The sequence below is a fragment of the Arsukibacterium tuosuense genome, assembly GCF_900215315.1.
Classification (GTDB): Bacteria; Pseudomonadota; Gammaproteobacteria; order Enterobacterales; family Alteromonadaceae; genus Alishewanella; species Alishewanella tuosuense.
In genome coordinates this window covers 1-17425 of sequence record NZ_OBEB01000010.1, presented here as the reverse complement: position 1 = coordinate 17425, position 17425 = coordinate 1, and the positions used below count along the sequence as shown (strand labels likewise).

At 51.5% G+C, this 17425-nt stretch carries 16 protein-coding genes; 10 read left to right on the top strand and 6 right to left on the bottom strand.

What is annotated here, in order from left to right; all coding sequences use genetic code 11:
- Positions 1–30: 30 nt before the first annotated feature.
- A complete protein-coding gene (locus CRO03_RS17240) occupies positions 31–273 on the top strand; it encodes a DUF2798 domain-containing protein (protein WP_097112917.1) in 243 nt (80 codons plus the stop codon).
- On the opposite strand, the gene CRO03_RS17235 is transcribed toward CRO03_RS17240, so the two are convergent.
- Genes CRO03_RS17235 through CRO03_RS17220 form a run of 4 tightly spaced genes read right to left on the bottom strand, consistent with a single transcriptional unit; the run spans position 260 to position 4467 of the window.
- On the bottom strand, positions 260–682 hold the full coding sequence (locus tag CRO03_RS17235; protein WP_097112916.1) for a group I truncated hemoglobin: 423 nt from the start codon (positions 680–682) through the stop codon (positions 260–262). The genes CRO03_RS17240 and CRO03_RS17235 overlap by 14 nt on opposite strands.
- A complete protein-coding gene (locus CRO03_RS17230) occupies positions 676–1506 on the bottom strand; it encodes a DUF3034 family protein (RefSeq protein ID WP_097112915.1) in 831 nt (276 codons plus the stop codon). The genes CRO03_RS17235 and CRO03_RS17230 overlap by 7 nt, the downstream gene beginning before the upstream one ends.
- Positions 1503–3818 carry a putative bifunctional diguanylate cyclase/phosphodiesterase gene (locus CRO03_RS17225; protein WP_097112914.1) on the bottom strand — a complete coding sequence of 772 codons (2316 nt, stop codon included), beginning with the start codon at positions 3816–3818 and terminating at the stop codon, positions 1503–1505. The genes CRO03_RS17230 and CRO03_RS17225 overlap by 4 nt, the downstream gene beginning before the upstream one ends.
- 7 nt (positions 3819–3825) lie before the next feature.
- Positions 3826–4467, bottom strand: a complete 642-nt coding sequence (locus tag CRO03_RS17220; protein WP_097112913.1) for a methylamine utilization protein — start codon at positions 4465–4467, stop codon at positions 3826–3828.
- A 221-nt stretch (positions 4468–4688) separates the two neighbouring features.
- Here CRO03_RS17220 and CRO03_RS17215 point away from each other — a divergent pair, with 221 nt between their 5' ends.
- From CRO03_RS17215 to CRO03_RS17205, 3 genes are read left to right on the top strand one after another with little or no spacing between them, the layout of a single operon-like run.
- Complete coding sequence (locus CRO03_RS17215; protein WP_245861720.1) at positions 4689–5606, top strand: ABC transporter ATP-binding protein; 918 nt, start codon at positions 4689–4691, stop codon at positions 5604–5606.
- Positions 5603–6799, top strand: coding sequence for an ABC transporter permease (locus tag CRO03_RS17210; protein WP_097112911.1), 1197 nt, complete (start codon positions 5603–5605; stop codon positions 6797–6799). Before CRO03_RS17215 ends, CRO03_RS17210 begins: the two co-directional genes overlap by 4 nt.
- 35 nt (positions 6800–6834) lie before the next feature.
- Positions 6835–7308, top strand: coding sequence for a hypothetical protein (locus tag CRO03_RS17205; RefSeq protein ID WP_245861719.1), 474 nt, complete (start codon positions 6835–6837; stop codon positions 7306–7308).
- Positions 7309–7335: 27 nt separating this feature from the next.
- Here CRO03_RS17205 and CRO03_RS17200 read toward each other — a convergent pair whose 3' ends face one another.
- Entirely contained in the window at positions 7336–7809 is a 474-nt protein-coding gene (locus CRO03_RS17200) for a tellurite resistance TerB family protein (RefSeq protein WP_097113004.1), read from the bottom strand.
- Between the two features lie 113 nt (positions 7810–7922).
- Between CRO03_RS17200 and CRO03_RS17195 the strand changes: the two genes are divergently transcribed.
- The 3 genes from CRO03_RS17195 (at position 7923) to CRO03_RS17185 (ending at position 13102) form a co-directional block, all read left to right on the top strand.
- Entirely contained in the window at positions 7923–8744 is an 822-nt protein-coding gene (locus tag CRO03_RS17195; RefSeq protein WP_097112910.1) for a M90 family metallopeptidase, read from the top strand.
- Positions 8745–8821: 77 nt separating this feature from the next.
- On the top strand, positions 8822–9925 hold the full coding sequence (locus CRO03_RS17190) for an efflux RND transporter periplasmic adaptor subunit (RefSeq protein ID WP_097112909.1): 1104 nt from the start codon (positions 8822–8824) through the stop codon (positions 9923–9925).
- A gap of 9 nt (positions 9926–9934) precedes the next feature.
- Positions 9935–13102, top strand: a complete 3168-nt coding sequence (locus CRO03_RS17185) for an efflux RND transporter permease subunit (RefSeq protein WP_097112908.1) — start codon at positions 9935–9937, stop codon at positions 13100–13102.
- Positions 13103–13113: 11 nt separating this feature from the next.
- Here the strand turns inward: CRO03_RS17185 and CRO03_RS17180 are convergent, their stop codons facing one another.
- Positions 13114–13296 (bottom strand): hypothetical protein, encoded by a 183-nt coding sequence (locus tag CRO03_RS17180; protein ID WP_097112907.1) that lies wholly within the window; start codon positions 13294–13296, stop codon positions 13114–13116.
- 136 nt (positions 13297–13432) lie between these two features.
- Here CRO03_RS17180 and CRO03_RS17175 point away from each other — a divergent pair, with 136 nt between their 5' ends.
- The 3 genes from CRO03_RS17175 to CRO03_RS17165 all read left to right on the top strand — a co-directional run bounded on the left by CRO03_RS17175 (position 13433) and on the right by CRO03_RS17165 (position 17158).
- The gene (locus CRO03_RS17175; RefSeq protein WP_097112906.1) at positions 13433–15673 is read left to right on the top strand and encodes an exonuclease domain-containing protein; all 2241 of its coding nucleotides are present in this window, start codon (positions 13433–13435) and stop codon (positions 15671–15673) included.
- Positions 15674–15761: 88 nt separating this feature from the next.
- Positions 15762–16814 carry a hypothetical protein gene (locus CRO03_RS17170; RefSeq protein WP_097112905.1) on the top strand — a complete coding sequence of 351 codons (1053 nt, stop codon included), beginning with the start codon at positions 15762–15764 and terminating at the stop codon, positions 16812–16814.
- Positions 16814–17158 carry a hypothetical protein gene (locus CRO03_RS17165; protein ID WP_097112904.1) on the top strand — a complete coding sequence of 115 codons (345 nt, stop codon included), beginning with the start codon at positions 16814–16816 and terminating at the stop codon, positions 17156–17158. Before CRO03_RS17170 ends, CRO03_RS17165 begins: the two co-directional genes overlap by 1 nt.
- Positions 17159–17425: the final 267 nt, after the last annotated feature.

The following is a 17425-nucleotide window of genomic DNA, read 5'->3' as shown; positions in this document are numbered from 1 at the left end:
TATGATATGCACCTGCAATGTGGAGGTGTTATGTTCCCAGCCAAATTTCAAGCTGTTATTTTTGCATTTATTATGTCGGGGTTTATGGCATTTCTGATGTCAGGTATTCTGACGTTCATTAACCTGGGCTGGTTCAGTGGCTTCGTCGTCGCCTGGTTAAATGCCTATTTGTATGCCCATGCCTGCGCGTTTCCATTGGTGTTTGTCTTTGCTCCGTTGAGCCGGCGCCTTACAGCGCGGCTAATAAAAGCTCCCGGGTTCAGCGGTAACTGATATCTTTATACATCGGTGCTAACAGTGCCAGTAACGCGTTTTGATCGGCAAGGCTGATTTGCTGGCGTTGCATAACCTTTATTAATCCTTCAACCAGGGCATCATAATCAGCCAGGGTGATATTGAAACCGGTATGGCTTTCCTGCATGGTACTGCCGCTATACTGGCAGGGACCTCCGGTCAAATCGCACAGCTGTTCAGCCAGCATGGCCCGGAAACGGCCAATATCACTGTCGGCAAAATGATGGACAATCCGTTCGTCATGTTCAATTTGATAAAGTAAGCCATCGACAATAGCATTAATGCCCTGTTCGGCCCCCAGGCGCTGGTATAGCGAAGTCTGAGCCGGATTGCTGCAGCCGAGCAGCATGAGCAGACAAGCAATAACTAACCCGCTGTGTTTTACCACGTTGCCTCCAGCGCCAGATAGTAACCGGTTTGCGACCGCTGACCAGCGATATTGCCAAGGTCAACGTAAGCGCCGGTTAAACTGACATTTTTATTTATAAACCAGGCGACAAACACATCGCGCCAGTGTTGTTCAGCAGCAAAGGCCAGGTTATCCGGTTTTTGTTTGAATTCAATACCAAGCGCCAGGTTGTAATTCAATAGCACAGCGGCAGAGCCTTCAAACAGGAGCTGATAGTTGTTATCACTGCTACTGCCAAAGCCCAGCAAGCCGGTCTGGTTTGCCTTGGTGGCCCGTACCGTGCCGTTAAGCAGCAGGTTACGGCCTGCTACCTGATTAAACAGGACCTTGCTGGCAGCCAGATAGAAATCAGTGCCATTAGCACTTTTCGCGCCTACTGCTTGTGGTAACGCAAAGTCTGCGTTACGTTTGTGCTGGACACCAACACTTATTTGCGGCATCGCGGTGTAAAGCAGTTCACCGGCCAGATGATACTTCACAGAAAAAATATCCTGCGATAAGCTGCCGCCAATCGACTCGAGCGCGAAACGCTGGCGGGCATAGGACAGCTCCCATTTATTATCGAGACTCAGCGCGACACCACCACTGTTCAGGCTAAAATCGTTAACGCCTACCCGGCCGGCGAATGTGGTCAGGGCCCACTCATCGCTGCTGGCATAACCGTTAATTACTGCCCAGGGCACAATTCCGCCACCGGCATTACCTTCAATTGTGGTTACGCCGCCGGTGGCAATAATTTTACTGCCGGCAGAGGCGATTGCCGGCAACCATAAAAGGCTGATAAGCAGCATCCGTAATGTCATTCAGAAAGCTCCGCTGTCTGTTTTGCTGTGGCGGCAAAGTTAGTGAGCCACTGGCTGAATTCAGCTGTTGCCAGGGGTTTACTGAAAAAATAACCCTGCACAGTGTCACAGCCCGACTCTTTCAAATAGCTTAAACCAGCCAGGTTCTCCAGGCCTTCTGCCGTCACTTTAAAGCCAAGGCCATGCGCCAGTTTGACGGTTGCATTAACAATAAGTGCATCATTACTGTTGGTTTCAATGTCTTTGACAAAGGCCCGGTCAATTTTAATTTCATTAACCGGCAGTTGTTTTAAATACGCCAGCGAAGACTGACCGGTTCCAAAATCGTCTATTGCCAGATTAATTGCCATCGCTTTTAAGGTATTCAAATTAGCAATCACTTTGCTGGTGTCCTGCATAACTGCACTCTCGGTAACTTCCAGCGCCAGGGCGGTAGCGGGAACCTGATACTGCTGCAGTAAAGTGCTGATTTGTTGCGGCAAATTCTGGTCAAGTAAATCGGCCGCCGATAAATTAACGGCTATCCGTAACGTCGGGTAGTCTGCTTGCCAGGCGGCAAGTTGCTTCACTACTGTTTTCAGCATCCACTGGGTGATCAGGCTGATGTTGCCCGAGTGCTCGGCTGTGGCAATAAACTCTACCGGCGAAATAAATCCCAGTTGCGGGTGTTGCCAGCGGATCAGGGCTTCTGCGCTGTGGCATTGTTCTGATGCCAGCTCAACTTTGGGTTGGTACACCACGTACAACTGACCGCTGTTCAGAGCCTCAGGTAAATCACGGATTATTGTCAGCTCACGCTGATGGGTTTCATCCTGGCCGCTCTGATAAAAGGCAATCCCGCCGCCGGCCTGGCTGGCATTTTCCTGCGCTAAATCTACCCGGCGCAACGCGTCACTGGCTGAAACCTGGCCGGGTTCAAATGGATAAATACCAATGGCAATTTTTAAATTTATCAATGAGTTCTGAATGTTATAAGCGGGTTGCAGGCTGTTGTAGAGGTCAACCAACTGTTGTTCGGTCAGGTTTTCGTTAAACAACATCAGAAATTCATCACCGTTTAAGCGGGCGCAAAATGCTGCGGCCGGCTGATGATGTCCCAAGCGCTGGGCTAACAGTTGCAACAAGGTGTCGCCATTGGCCAGGCCAAGGGTATCGTTGATGTGTTTAAACTGAATAATATTAAGCTGTAATAAGGTACCGCGTTGCGTTTTTAAAATAGCGGGTAGCCGTTGCTCTACTGCATGGCGGTTTAACAGGCCCGTCAGGGTGTCATGTTCGGCCTGCTGGCGCAGTTGCTGCTCGCGCGCTGCAATACTATGTTGCATATTGACCAGCGTGCTGGTCAGTACTCCAATTTCATCCTGACTGATAGTCGGGGGCACGGCCGCATTACCCTGGCCTATATCTCTGGCAAAATGACTGAGCTGACTTAACGGCCTGCTGATACTGCGGGCAAACAAGAAGGCGGCAATCAGCGCCAACACCAGACCAAAAGCAAAAATTTCGACCAGTTGCCGGCGCAGTTGCTGGTAACTGCTGAGCCAGCGATCATCCGGCATATGCAGTAACGCCCAAAGCCGCTGTTCGCTATCAAGCACTTTACCACGGGTAATAAAGCTGAAATCAGCAGCAAAATGGGTTGCATCGGGATAGCGCATAATATCGTCAAGTTTACTAATTAACTGGCTTTGTGTTTCAGCTGGCAGGGTAGTGGTCAGCTGCTGGTTAGCGCGGTTATCCAGTTGGGTAAAGCTGATATCAAGCCCGGTAATCCCTTTAATCTGTTCAGCCAGCGGCACATCGACTAAAAACCCCATGCCCACCCAGGCAATAATCACCGGTGCCCTGACCGGCACCAATACCAGCTGATAGGCCTTGCCATCAATCAGCAAAATATCAGTCGCAGCATCGGACCCCAGCGTAGCGGGCAACAGCTGGCGGATGTCGCTGGTATCTATCGACTCACTGCTGGCCAGCAATTCACCCTGTGGGTTTAATAATAAGGCCAGCTGCGCATTGATCCGGCTACCATGGTTTTGCAGCACGGATTCAATCGTAGCTTGTTCTGCAGTGGCAATAGCCTGGCGAAAGCCAAAGTCGGCTGCCAGCAGGCTGACGCTGTTAGTTAGCTGGGCAGCCCGGCTATCCAGTGCCTGCTGAAACACCTTGCTGGCAACGTCCAGAGACAGTTCAGCTTGTTGCAACGAATTGGCCCGCATTGATTTTAACGTCGCGTAGCCGGTAAGCAGCATCAGCAGGCTGAGTAACACAACCAGTAAGCTAATCCATTTACTACGCAGCGAATTAAACATTCAGTGGTTACCTGCTGCCGAAACCACGTTGCGGCGCCTGTGGTTTTTGCTGCGATAGATCCACCGCAAGGGTATACGCCGCCGTTTGCACTGGCATCACCACATCTAAAGCCGTCGGTTGGCGGTCAGCCAGCTGCCAGGGGTGCCAGATATAAAGCTGATACCCGCCGGGCGCGATATCAGGCCAGTTCAGCTGGCCAGCCCCGTCACTTACCGCAACCAGGTTACTTTCGCTGACATAAATGTAGGCCTGCATGTAATCATGGATATTGCAGCCAAGGGCAACAATACCCGGGGTATCGAAGGTGATCGGCGCTTCAGGTTTGTCAGCGTACAATTGAATTTCAAACTGTTTAGCCGGTGAGAAAGAGTAGACATGATGGCGGGTTTTATCGAGATTGGGAAACTCCACTACGCTGCCAGCGGGGATGGCGCTGACAAAAGGTACAAAGGTCAATGCTTGCTGAGCGACCTGAATGCGTTGTTGCTTAAGCTCGGGATTACTTAACGACCGTAACTCCACCACAGCATCAGCCAGCGGTTGCTGCTGCTGGTTGGTGAGATTGATAGTTAAACTGGCAGCGCTAAGCTGGCTGGCGTACGAAATTAAAGCTACAACGAGTCCGCTGGCGATTAAAGCTAACTTCATAATACCTGCAACTTTTCCGGGGATGTAAATAACCATAGCAAGGTCTGGGCTTAGCGACAAATAGATTCTGCGCTGGCGGCGGATATAGTTTGAGCTGGTGATAAAACTTCAACAACCTCTTACATATTTACTAACAATTTGTTGTTAGCTGGCGCTGCGCAACAATGCTAATTTAGCTGTATGACCATAAATATAATAGCGAGCGAAGTATGCAGTTAATTGTGACCGCGATCAGTAAGGATTACGGCCCGGTTGCCGCGGTGCGCCAGGTAAGCTTTCAGATAAATTCAGGGAATATTTTTGCCTTGCTCGGGCCTAATGGCGCAGGTAAATCCTCCATTATCAGGATGCTGGTGGGCATGACCCGGCCTGACAGCGGCAGCATTCTGGTAAGCCATCAGGACCAGCATTACGACCATGTACCAAGGCGATTGCTGGGGTATTTGCCGGAAGACCGTGGCTTGTATCCGGACAAGAGTATCGAGAAAAACCTGCTGTATCTGGCGCAGTTGCATGGTCTTAGCAAACAACAAGCGTTAAAGGAAATGGCGCACTGGCTGGACGTATTTGAGCTGACCGACCGTCGCCTGGAAGATTTAAAGCAGTTATCGAAGGGAAACCAGCAAAAAGTCCAGCTGATAGCTGCTGTGCTGCATCAGCCGGCGCTGGTTATTCTGGATGAGCCTTTCTCCGGCCTCGACCCCATAAATCAGGAAAAAGTGGTCACCTTTCTTAAAGCGTTAAAAGCCCGCGGCATGACAGTTATTCTAAGTGCCCATCAAATGGCAATGGTTGAGAAGTTAGCTGATCATATGCTGCTGATGGCGCAGGGTAAAGCGATCCTCAGTGGTACGCTGGCTGATATCCAGCAGCAGGCCGGGCCGCAACGCCAGATCCATATCAGTTGCGCCGGGCCGGTAACTGCTGAGCAATTACAACAGTGGCTGCCAGAGCTTGATATCGAACTTCTAACCGCCAACCGCTTTGTGCTGCGCCTGAGTGCCGGGCAAAGTGTTTCTGCCACGTTAAAACGACTGGTTAATGAGCTGGAGCTGACTCAGGTAGAAATGCAAAGCGCTGATTTGCATCAGTTATATTTAACGGCAATGGCAGAGCACCAGCGGAGGGAGCAGGCATGATTTCACGACAAAGCATGATCGTGGCGAAATGGGAATTTTTACGGTTCTTTAAATGGAAGCAACAGCTTATCTCGTATTTATTAATGATGGCTGTGATGGCAGCCGTCGCCCTGTGGAGCTACTTTACCGATGAAAGCCGCAAGGTATACCGGATAGCGGTGCCGGCACAGTTCAGTATCAGTAATACGGAGCAGTTTCAGTTTCAACGGCCGACCATCGCGCTGGATGAGCAACTGGCGCAGTTAAAAGATAGCGAAAGCTGGCACGGGGTGGTCACGGTCAGCCCGGCAACGGCTGCTGAGCCTGGCGTAGTGCTGCATACTCTGGCCGCAAAAAAGTGGCAACAGCAACTGGAGACCGAACTTAATAACTATTTTCGCCAGCAATACGCGACCGAGCTACAGTTAACACCGGCCCAGCTTACCCGCCTGCAACAGCCACTGGCGCTTGAATATGTTTATCTGGACGAAGACTTTAAGGGCAAAGACACCCCGGAGAAAATGATTGCGCTGGGGGTGCTGATTTTACTGTTTATTGGCCTTAGTACGGCGTTTGGGCAGGTGCTGCTCAGTATTACCGGCGAAAAGCAGCAGCGGGTTACGGAGCAACTTTATGCCATCGTTACGCCACAACAGTGGATGGACGGCAAGGTGCTGGGCCACAGTTTAAGTGCGATGAAAGCGATGGTGACTTCAGCGCTGGTGATGCTGCTGGTGTTTATTGTCGTCAGTGTGGTGGTGCGGGATAACGGAGTAAACCTCAGCTGGGTAAACTGGGGCGTGCTGGCCTGGCTGGTGCCGTTCGCATTACTGGGCGTATTGCTCAGCGCCTGTTTTATGGGAGCTATCGCTGCGTCAATTGACGACCCTAATACCAGTGGCAAGGGCGCGGTAATGATGATTACCTGGCTGCCAATGCTGTTTACCTATCTGGTGATTGACAGCCCAACCGGTACCGCCATGACCATTTTAAGCTGGCTGCCATTAACCTCATTTGCTGCTATGCCGGTTAAAATGGCCATGGTTGAGTTACCCTGGTGGCAGCCTGCGTTGTCGTTATTGTTATTAGTGGCAGCCTTATGGTGGATGCGCCGCCTCGCCGGCCGGATATTTCTGCGAGGTATGCAAATGTATGGCAAGGAACCGGGCTGGGGCCAGATTGTTGGCTGGGCGCTTAGTAACAAATCAGAGTAACCGGTACTGACACTGGCAACGCCAAGCAGCAGGTATTGAACCAAATAGCCTGGCCTGTGCCTAAAGGCGCAGCTGAGCAGAAAGCTGCCCGGCTGCTATTTGTTGGTACTGCGGGCGACAGCCCGGGCGATATGCTTTATTATGGTGCCGGTTTTTTTGGAGTGGTTATGTTTAATTCTTCGTTTCGTCAGCAGGCTGCAGCCTGGCAGCAACAGTTTTCCCAGCGCCAGCGTGGCAACATTTTGCAGCGCTTGCTGGCCTGGATAGTGTTAGGCTTTATGCTGGTGGTCGCAGCAGCCATATTGTTATTTATGTTGCTGCTTAGCTGGCTGGTTATCCCGATAGTGGTTTACCGTTACCGCAAAAAAATGCGCCGTTTTGCTGAAGCGGCACGCCAGCATGCCGGGCAGGCAGAGCAGCAACAAAACGGACAGCAGGGCGGGTACCGGCAGCAAGACCGTGATAGCCGGGTAATTGAAGGCGAGGTTATCCACAAGGACGAAAAATAATTGCGGTAAATCCTGCGGCGCTTTTGCCTAGTTCGCTGGCTGCACCGCTAACTTACTCTGAATGTAATCGCCGTGCCGGATAAACAATAAATCGGCAATTTTACGTAACATTGCCTCTTCATTGGGCTCCAACTCACCATCGGCAAAGGCAACTTTCCATAGTTGATCAAGCAATGCCAACCGCTCTGCATAGGGCAGATCTTTGAGTTTACTGGTAAAACCATGCAAACAGGTAGCATCGCCCGCCTGGGCCAGGGCTGCAGCGAAAACCGGTTCGGCTGTCGCCGCTGTTAAACCAAATTCGGTTTGCAGGTATTGCATTACCACATCATGTTCCTGTTGTTCAGAACTAAAGTCGGCATGTGACAACTGCAACATTAAAACCACGGCCAGATACTGTTGCTCAGTCAGCCCGGCATCACGCCATTGCTGATGAGTATTGCCACTGCCTTGCCAGTCAGAATTTGATTTTTCCAGTAAGTTTTTAAACAAATTAAACATAGATACTCCGGTTGGGCGGCCAGCGCCGCTTGAATTGGTTAAGACGCAGCCCCATTCAAACAGTTCCGTTATTCTGCCATAGTGGCTTAAGCATAAGCGAAGGATACCCCTCATTGCCAACCCTTATTGTGATACTGCTTGGCGGCCTGATTATCGGCGCTGTCCTGGGGCAGCAACCGTGGCGCCGTTACCGGCGCCGCCAGATAGCGGCCCAACCTTTCCCGGCGCGGTGGCGCAGCATTTTGCGACAACGAATGCCATATTTCCGGGCATTGCCTGTCGATTTGCAATTGCAACTGAAGAAGCATATTCAGGTGTTTATCGCCGAGAAAACCTTTGTTGGCTGTGACGGTGTTACGGTAACTGATGAAATGCGGGTCACTATTGCGGCCCAGGCCTGCTTGTTACTGCTAAACCGCCCTGATTATTACTACCCGAAGCTGCAGCAGATTTTAATTTATCCGGCTGCGTTTATTGTGCATGGCGCCGCCCCTGATGCGGCAGGGGTGGTAAATGAACACCGCCGGGTGCTCAGCGGTGAGTCCTGGGGCCAGGGTAAAGTGGTGCTAAGCTGGCAGGATGCCGTGCAGGGCGCGGCAAAGCCGCACGACGGCCGCAATGTGGTTATTCACGAATTCGCCCACCAGCTGGATCAGGAAAAAGGCCTGGCCACCGGTGCACCCCTGCTTAGCCGCAGCACTGACTATCAGCAATGGTCGGCAGTTATGCAACAAGCATTTGGCCAGCTGCAGCAGCAAACGGCCAGTGGGGTGCACGGTTTACTCGATGGCTATGGCGCAACCAACCCGGCCGAATTCTTTGCCGTTATTTCCGAAGTGTTCTTTGAGCAGCCTGCACAGTTACAGGCGCAATATCCGGATCTTTATCAGCAATTAAGCCTGTTTTACCGCTTAAACCCGCTTAGCTGGCAATAAAAAAGTGATCTGATGCCAGCTTTGCGCCATACTCTGTATCTTAACAAGAACAGTTCTTATTTAGCGAAGGATGCCTTATGCGAAATTGGATAGTCGCTTGCTGCCGCCGTATCCGGCTACCGTTTGTTACCCTCATCGTGCTTTCAACTGCGGCCTCATTGCCGGCGCAGGCTCAGGATAAAGAGCCGGTGCCAGTGCGGGTGGCTATGCCTGCAGCGCAAAGCGTTGGCCAGCAGCTTAGCCTGACAGGCACCCTTACTGCCCGTCAGCATGCCCGGTTGTCGGCCAGAACCGATGGCCTGGTATCCCGGGTGCTGGTCGATGCCGGCGACAAAGTCACCGCCGGTCAGGTGTTACTGGAGCTGGACCCGGCGCTGGCCAGCCAGCAACTGAAACAGTTACAGGCGGCCAGCCAGGTAACGGCGGCAGAGTTGGCAGAAAGCCAGCGACTGGTAACCGAGGCTGAGCAGTTAACCACTGAGCAATTATTCCCGCAAACTGAGCTGCAACTGCGCCAGGCTAATATGGCTCAGGCAGCAGCGCAACATCAGCAGGCTGAGGCTGCGCTGGCCCGGCAACAGGAAATACTGGCCCGGCACAAGCTGATTGCCCCCTTTGCCGGCGTTATTGCCGCTAAACTGACCGATGCTGGTGAATGGGTTAACCTGGCGACACCGGTGCTGGAGCTGGTGGCAATAAGCCCGCTGTATTTAGATATTCAGATGCCACAGGAGCATTTTCAGACCCTGAACCAATTACAGCAAATTAAGGTGCGCAGCGACATGCAGCCTGATACTGAACTCAGCGCTAAAATCATCGCTACTGTGCCGGTTATTGATGCAGCTGCCCGCAGTTTCCTGGTGCGACTGCAACTGCAGGATCATCAGCAACTGCAATTGCTGCCCGGTACATCAGCCAGGGCCACCTTTAATATGGCTACCCGGGGCGAGCGCAATGTGGTGGTACCGGCCGATGCCATTTTACGCCACCCGGATGGCACCTTCAGTGTATTTACCGTAAAGGATGACACCGCCTACCGCCGGTTAGTTAAGCTGGGCCGGCGCAGCGGCGAAGGTGTGGAAGTGCGCGATGGCCTGGCCGAGGACGAAGCGGTAGTTATCCGGGGCAATGAAACCCTGCGGGACGGCCAGCCGGTAAAAGTTACCCGGGATCAGGACTAAGGAGCAGCTATGCTGGCAGCAGGTATCCGTCGCGGCACCATTTTAGCCGTAGTGGTATTAATTATTGCGGTACTGGGCATTGCCGCCGCCATGCGCATTCCGGTGCAAATGATCCCGGATTTGGAAGTGCGCACCATCAGTGTGGTAACCGGCTGGCCGGGGGCCACCCCTCAGGATATTGAAAAAGAAATTCTGATAGAACAGGAGCGCTATCTGCGCAATCTGCCGAATCTGAAAAGGATGATATCGGTGGCAGAAACCGGCTCGGCAAACATCGAGCTGGAATTTCCATTTGGGGTTGATATCAACGAAGCACTGATCCGGGTCAGTAATGCACTGAGTCAGGTGAATGCCTATCCGGAAAATGTCGATCAACCCCGGCTGTTCAGCAGCTCCTTTTCCAGCAATGCTTTTATGTATTTCCGCTTGATGCCACTGCCCGGTAACCCGCTGGGGCTGGATATGGATATGGTGCGGGATTACGCTGAAGATTACGTGCGGCCGCGAATGGAGCGGGTGCAGGGCGTGTCAGAAATCGGGGTCAGTGGCGGTGCCGCCCGCCAGGTACAGATATTGGTCGACCCGGCGCGGCTGGCACAGCGCGGCATCAGCATGACCGATGTCCGGCAGGCGATTCGTAATCGCAATACTGATGCCTCTGCCGGCGATATTGATAGTGGCAAGCGACGTTATTTATTGCGGATGGTGGGGCGCTTTAACGATCTTAGCGAGCTGGAAAACCTGATAATACTGCAGCGTGGCGACAGCCAGGTGGTATTGAAAGATGTTGCCGAAATCAAACTGGATCATTTCGAAGTGCGCGATATGTCCTTTTCTGACGGTGAACGAACCCTCAGTTTGTCGGTACGCCGGGAGAGCGGGTCTAATGTTATTGACATCAAAAACGCTATGCTACCGGAAGTGGAGCGGATAAATCAGGACATGCTGGCAGCGAACGGCCTGCAGTTAAAACTGGTCAGCGATGATGTGCGTTATGTACAAAGCTCGATAAGCAATGTCTGGACTAATCTTGGCCTGGGCGCCATTCTGGCAACGATGGTCATGTATCTGTTTCTGCGCTCGACCCGCGCCACTCTGGTGGCCGTTATTGGCGTGCCTATCTGTACCATTGCCGCCTTTTTAGGCTTGCTGCTGTTTAACCGTACCATTAACGTCATATCCCTGGCGGGTATTGCCTTTGCCATCGGTATGACGGTCGACAACACCATAGTGGTATTGGAAAGCATTGAGCAGGCCAGGCGCAACGGCTTAAAACGGTTAGAAGCGGCGATTAGTGGCGTGCAGGAAGTGTGGCCGGCGGTACTTGCCTCGACCATGACCACAGTGCTGGTGTTTGCGCCAATATTATTTGTCGAACAGGAAGCCGGCCAGCTGTATTCCGATATTGCCATTGCCATCGCCTCGGCCATTATTGCCTCGATGCTGGTGGCCGTTTTTGTGGTACCAGCCGCCATTGCCCGGCTGGGTTTTGGCTCCGGGGTTGCACTTACTGAGCATGAAGATAAACCCGGCAGGTTGCTGCGCGGAGTTACCCGGCTGGTCAGCAGCGGCAAAAGCCGTTTGCTGACCTTGGTTATCACCCTGGCGTTAACCGTGGGTGCCGGCTGGATACTACTGCCACCCGCCGAATACCTGCCGGAAGGGGAAGAGCCGAAAGCGTTTTCCCAGATGATAGCGCCGCCCGGCTATAACTTGTCTGAAATGAGCGTTATTGCCGACGAGATTAAAGCCGTACTGAATGACGCGGTAGATGCCGATCCTGAGCTGTTTGCCCGCGGTGAAACAACGCTGCCGTCATTGCAGTATTATTCACTGAGTGTCTCAGTCGGGCGAATTTGGGTCCTGAGTGAACCGACCCGCGGTGAAGATATCGAGCCCATGATGAACGCCCTTACCAGCATGTTCCGGCAATACCCCGGTATGCGGGCGTTCTCGGCCCGGGGCTCAATTATTTCCAGTAACGATGGGGGTACCCGGGCGGTGGCGCTGGACATTTCCGGCCCTGAACTGGCCGATTTGTATCGCACAGCAGAAGCAGCATATCTGGCCGCAGAGCAGTTATTCGACAATCCGCAGTTAAATTCTGACCCATCATCGTTGTCGCTGGACCAGCCGTTAATTGAAATCCGGCCGCGCTGGTCCCGGCTGGCTGAATTGGGCTTTGACGCCAACGACTTTGGCTTTGCCGTGGCTGCACTGAGCGATGGAGCCTTTGTTGATGAGTTTTTTATGCTGGACGACAAGGTCGACATTTTTCTGTTCAGTGGTGCCGGTGCTAATCAGACACTGCAGCAACTGGCCCAGGCGCCGGTGCAAACACCCCAGGGGGCGGTGCTGCCGTTAAACGCTCTGGCTGATTTAGTCGAAGTAGCCGACAGCGCCAGTTTACGCCGGGTTGATGGCCGGCGAACCGTAACCTTATACATTATTCCGCCCCGGGAGGTTGCCCTAGAAACCGCAGTGGCCCGGGTGCAGGATGAGCTGGTGCCACAGTTACAACGGGCTGGCGATGTCGCCTCAGGCGTTAACCTGAGTATCACCGGCGCGGCGGATCAGTTAGATGCGACCAAAGCGGCCCTGGGGGGCAACTTTGCCATTGCCGTTATTCTGATTTATTTATTGCTGGTAGCCATTTTTACCCACTGGGGCTATCCGCTGTTTATTCTGGCGACGGTGCCGCTGGGCCTCGCCGGTGGTCTGGTAGGGTTGGCGCTGATAAATGGCCTGGGCGATCTGCTTAATCTGCTTGGCTTACCGGGTATTTCCCAGCCGTTCGATATGATTACCATGCTGGGCTTTTTAATTCTGCTGGGTACAGTAGTTAACAACCCGATTTTAATTGTCGATCAAAGCCGGAAAAACCTGCAGCAAGCCGATTGCAATGTTATTGAAGCGGTAACGGCGGCAGTTGCAACCCGTTTGCGGCCGATATTAATGTCGACCACCACCACCATTTTCGGCCTGGCGCCGCTGGTATTTATTCCGGGCGCTGGCACCGAGCTGTACCGTGGGGTAGGTATTATTGTGCTGACCGGCTTGCTGTGTTCCACCATTATTGCCCTGACCTTTTTACCGGCATTACTGGTAACGGTAATGCAGTGGCAACAGCGCCGGGCGGGGAATGCAAAGACAGCTGGCGTGGCTGAAGACGGCTGAAGTAACAACCGCTAAGACATAAAAAAGTATTTAATCAGGTAAGCGATCAGCATTAGCGCAATCAGCGGGTAAATCCAGCGGGCGTATTTGCTTAAGTCCTGTTCTTCGGTTTTTTTGCCAAACTTTTCCAGTAAGGTAACCAGCACAAACAGGCTGATAAATAATATAACCAGAATGGTCAGTAAATTACCCATGCTAAGGTGTTCCTTTTTTGTTTTGGCCCGGCTTGGCCTCGTATTAGCCGCAGCAGCTTACCATTGGCAGTAAGTGTTGGCCAACAGCGACTGCAACAGGCTAGAGTAGTCGCCTGAATTTAATCTGAGTAACAAGATGGCCCAACCTGAACTCGACAGCGGTTACTACCTGCAGCACTTTCATGAACTGCTGCAGTTTGTCAGCCTGCATTATCAGCCGGTGTTAACCCGCGACAGCCGCGCTTTTATAGACGATTTTACTGCGCTTAGCGAAAATGGCCAACAGTTGCTGGTGCGGATGCTTAACCGTAAAGGCCAGGTATTTAGCGATGCTGAACTAAACTACAGCGAGATTGGCACCGCCGGGCCGGTACTGGACCAGCTGGCCGCAGCGGGCTTTGTCGCAGAGCTAACCCAGCCTGATTTAGCAGATTTCTGGCTGCGATTAACCAAAGACACCCTGTGGCAGCTGCTGCAGCTGGCCAAAAACCAACTGCCAGCAGAACAATGGGCGCAGTATTCGGCAGATTCGGCAATTAAAAAAAGCCAGACCAAACCGCTGTTACTGGGCGCCGCATTAAAGCTGCCCGTAGACTGGCTGCTGCTTATTGATAAACTGCCGCAGCGCTATGTCGCACTGCAACGTCAGGACGCGCTGAATTATTTATATTTCCTCTATTTTGGCCGGATTGAAGCCAATTTATCATTATTTACCTTACGGGATTTAGGCATCAGGCAAAGTGGCCAGTTTAAGCAGCAGTTTCAGCCACGCTTTACCGAAGCCCCTCAGGCGCTATTGGCGTATCAGCTGGCTAAAGCTAAACCGGCGATTCTTGAGCTTAGCAAGCAGCTGAAAAAGCAGCCGGAAAGCGCCGAGCTGGCGCTAACGGAGTGGTTAGCGCTGGTAACGCAGTGGCCTGCAGCTGCTGATAGTGGCGGCGAAGATCAGGCGCTGCAACTAAAGCGCAGCGAGCGTTGTTATCAGCTGGGGAAACTGGCCGAGCACTATAAGCTGACCGATTTAGCGGTCAGTTTTTATCAGCAAAGTAATGGTTTTCCGGCCAGCGAGCGTCTGGTACGGCTTTATTATGCGCAAGGGGATCAACGGCAGTGCCAGCAGTATTTAAAGCAACTGCTGGCCGACCCCAGCTGCGATGAAGAATGGCTGTTTGCTGAAGACTTTTACCAGCGCAAGTTCAATGCCTCAGGTGGCATCCAGCGCTCACAACTAACCCGGTTATTGCACGACGCGCCCGTAGTCGGGGTAGACGAGTTATATCTGGGCCAGGCCGAACAGGGTTTAATGGCCCATTACCAGGCGCAGGGCTACAGGGTGTTTCACGGCGAAAACAACCTGTGGCTGGCGTTATTTGGCCTCTGGTTCTGGCATGAGCTGTTTGAGCATCAGCACAGCGCCCTGCATAACCCGTTTGAACGCCGGCCCCGCAACTTAACCAGCGGTGGTTTTTATCATCAATTCAGTACTGAAATAGAGCAGAAACTGCAGCAGCTTACTGCGGCCAATTTAGCCAGCACCTTACTGGCCGCTATTACCGCCCACTATGGTAAAGCCAATAACCTGTTTTACTGGCATACCGACTTAGCTGAGCAGCTGTTTCCGCTAATCCAGTTTGCACCGCGGGACAAAGATGGCAGCAGTGCACTGGCCCCCATATTGCGCGCCATGGCGCAGGATTTTAAGCGCCACTCTAGCGGCTACCCCGACTTAGTGCTGATTAAAGACCAGCAGCTGCAGTTTATTGAAGTAAAAGCCCCCGGCGATAAAATTCAGCGCCACCAGTTAGCCAGGCTATTAGCCCTTAGCAATGCCGGCTTTAACGCCCGGATAGAAAAATTGCAGTGGATAGTCGACCCAAACCGGGTTTATGTGGTGCTGGATGTCGAAACCACCGGCGGTAAAGCAGGTAGCGACCGGGTAATCGAAATTGGCGCGGTAAAAGTGCAGGCCGGCGAGGTGCTCGATACTTTTAGTACCCTGATCAACCCACAGCGCTATATCCCGTCATTTATTACCCGGCTAACCGGTATTAACAGCGCCATGGTAAGCGATGCCCCCAGTTTTGCTGAGATTGCGCCTGCGCTTAGCGAGTTTCTGCAAGGCGCAGTATTTGTTGCCCACAATAGTAAGTTCGATTATGGCTTTATCCGCAGCGAATTCACCCGGCTGGAAATACCGTTCGCCATGCCGCAGCTATGCACGGTAGTAAATATGCGCCGCTACTATCCGGGGCTGGAATCCTATAGCTTAGGCAAGCTCTGCCAGCACTTCGACATTAAACTCACCAACCACCACCGCGCCCTGGATGATGCAACGGCGACAGTGGAGTTGTTAAAGCTGATTAATGAAAGGCGCTAAGATAAATTGCTACTTATTTCTGCTTGCAATGACCATAAATGATAACTAATATTCACTCTTAATTAACAAATATTTTCAGGGATGAAGTATGTCATTAGAAATTTGCATTACCACCAACCCGGTAACCCGTGAGTTTATTCCTTGCCCGGCAGGGCATACCTTAGATGAGCAGTCAGTGCCTGCTGTGCCTTTGCTGGCTGCTGGTACACCTTATATCACCAAATCTGATAACGCCGCAGTTAATGACTCAGGCGCTTTACATTTTCTGGAAATGTTAAAGCAAATGCCTGCTAGCGACCGCAGAAACATCGCCCGCTTAAATAAGGATTTTGGCACCGAAGTGGTTGATGCCCTGGCTGAGTTTTATCAGTTGCAGTTAAAACCTGCGCTATTGTCGGTAAATAGTTTTACTCAAAATACCGCAATACCCTATGTGAAAAAGGAGATACCAGGATTTGCTGGCGCAGCGGCAACGGCCGTTGAATCACGTTTAAAAGACTTTGCAGCCTACGTAAGGGATTATCAGCACGCGCTGGAACAATACCGTGCAGCCTATATTAATAAAGTAAAAGCTGCAGAAAAGCGCGCGCTGGCGAAGAAAGTTGCGGTAGCTCAGGCAGAGGTGAATAGACATTTTCAGGGCGAGATTAAGCGTATTATGGCCACCAATGATGCTAAAACAGGCAATCGGGGCACGGTGTGGAGTAATCCGGAACGCGCAATGGGCTTAGCGCGAGGTAGTAAAACCGATGCAGCAATAAAATTGCAAAGCTACCATAACGTAAAACGCGTTCAGCAATTTCAGCGTGTTGCTAATATTGCGGGTAAAGCACTTGTTGTTCTGGATGCCGGGTTGCGAGTAAATAAAGTTCAGGATACGTATAATCAAGGTGGCGACTGGCAAAAAGAGTTTGCCAGAGAAATGACGGGGTTGGGACTTGGTGTGATTGCAGGATCTATTGTTGGTGGTCAGCTAACCACAACCTTAACATTAATACTTATCGCCACGCCGTATGGCTGGGTGATAGCTATTGGTGCTGGATTGATAGCAGGTTTAATATCAGCAAAATTTGTTGACGAAATTGGTAAAGACATTAGTGATGTTTTATGGCATTCCAGCACGGCGATAGGGCTTAACTAATGCCCAGTGAGTTATTTAATAATTTACTGCTAGTTATCATTGTTCTGATATTTAATTTTCTAGCTGCAACCATGTGGTTTGCACGTGTTTCGGTAAAACACATTGATAGAAAGCTAGAATTATCAGGTGTTGGTAAGCCGGAATGGGATGGTATTGGTATCAGAATCAGTATTTATGCGCTTGCGATACTCTCAGAATGGTTTGCCAAAACGCCTTTGATAGCTGGCGCTGAGGTAAGAGCAATTGCCCGCAGGAAAGATTATTACTTGGCACTGTGGTTTGAATTGTCTTTCTTACTCTTTCTTGTTGCAGTATTTGTTATTTATCCATTTATACGTGATTAGTTTTGGATTGATTGTGAATCAGATCAACATTGCGCTTGTCTACGATGCTTTGATATTTGTTTCCATGGCATCAATTATTAGTACTTTGATTTCCATGTGGTGCTTTATCAGGGTTACAGTGAAATATTTTGATAAAGAATTAGCGCGTATGGGCAGAGACTGTAATTATTTAGGGTCACCCATTAGCCTCTCGGAGTCAACAGCGTAACCAAACCCGCGCGCACGGTTAAGTGCGCGTCTCTTTTATTCCTTGTAAACCAATAACCT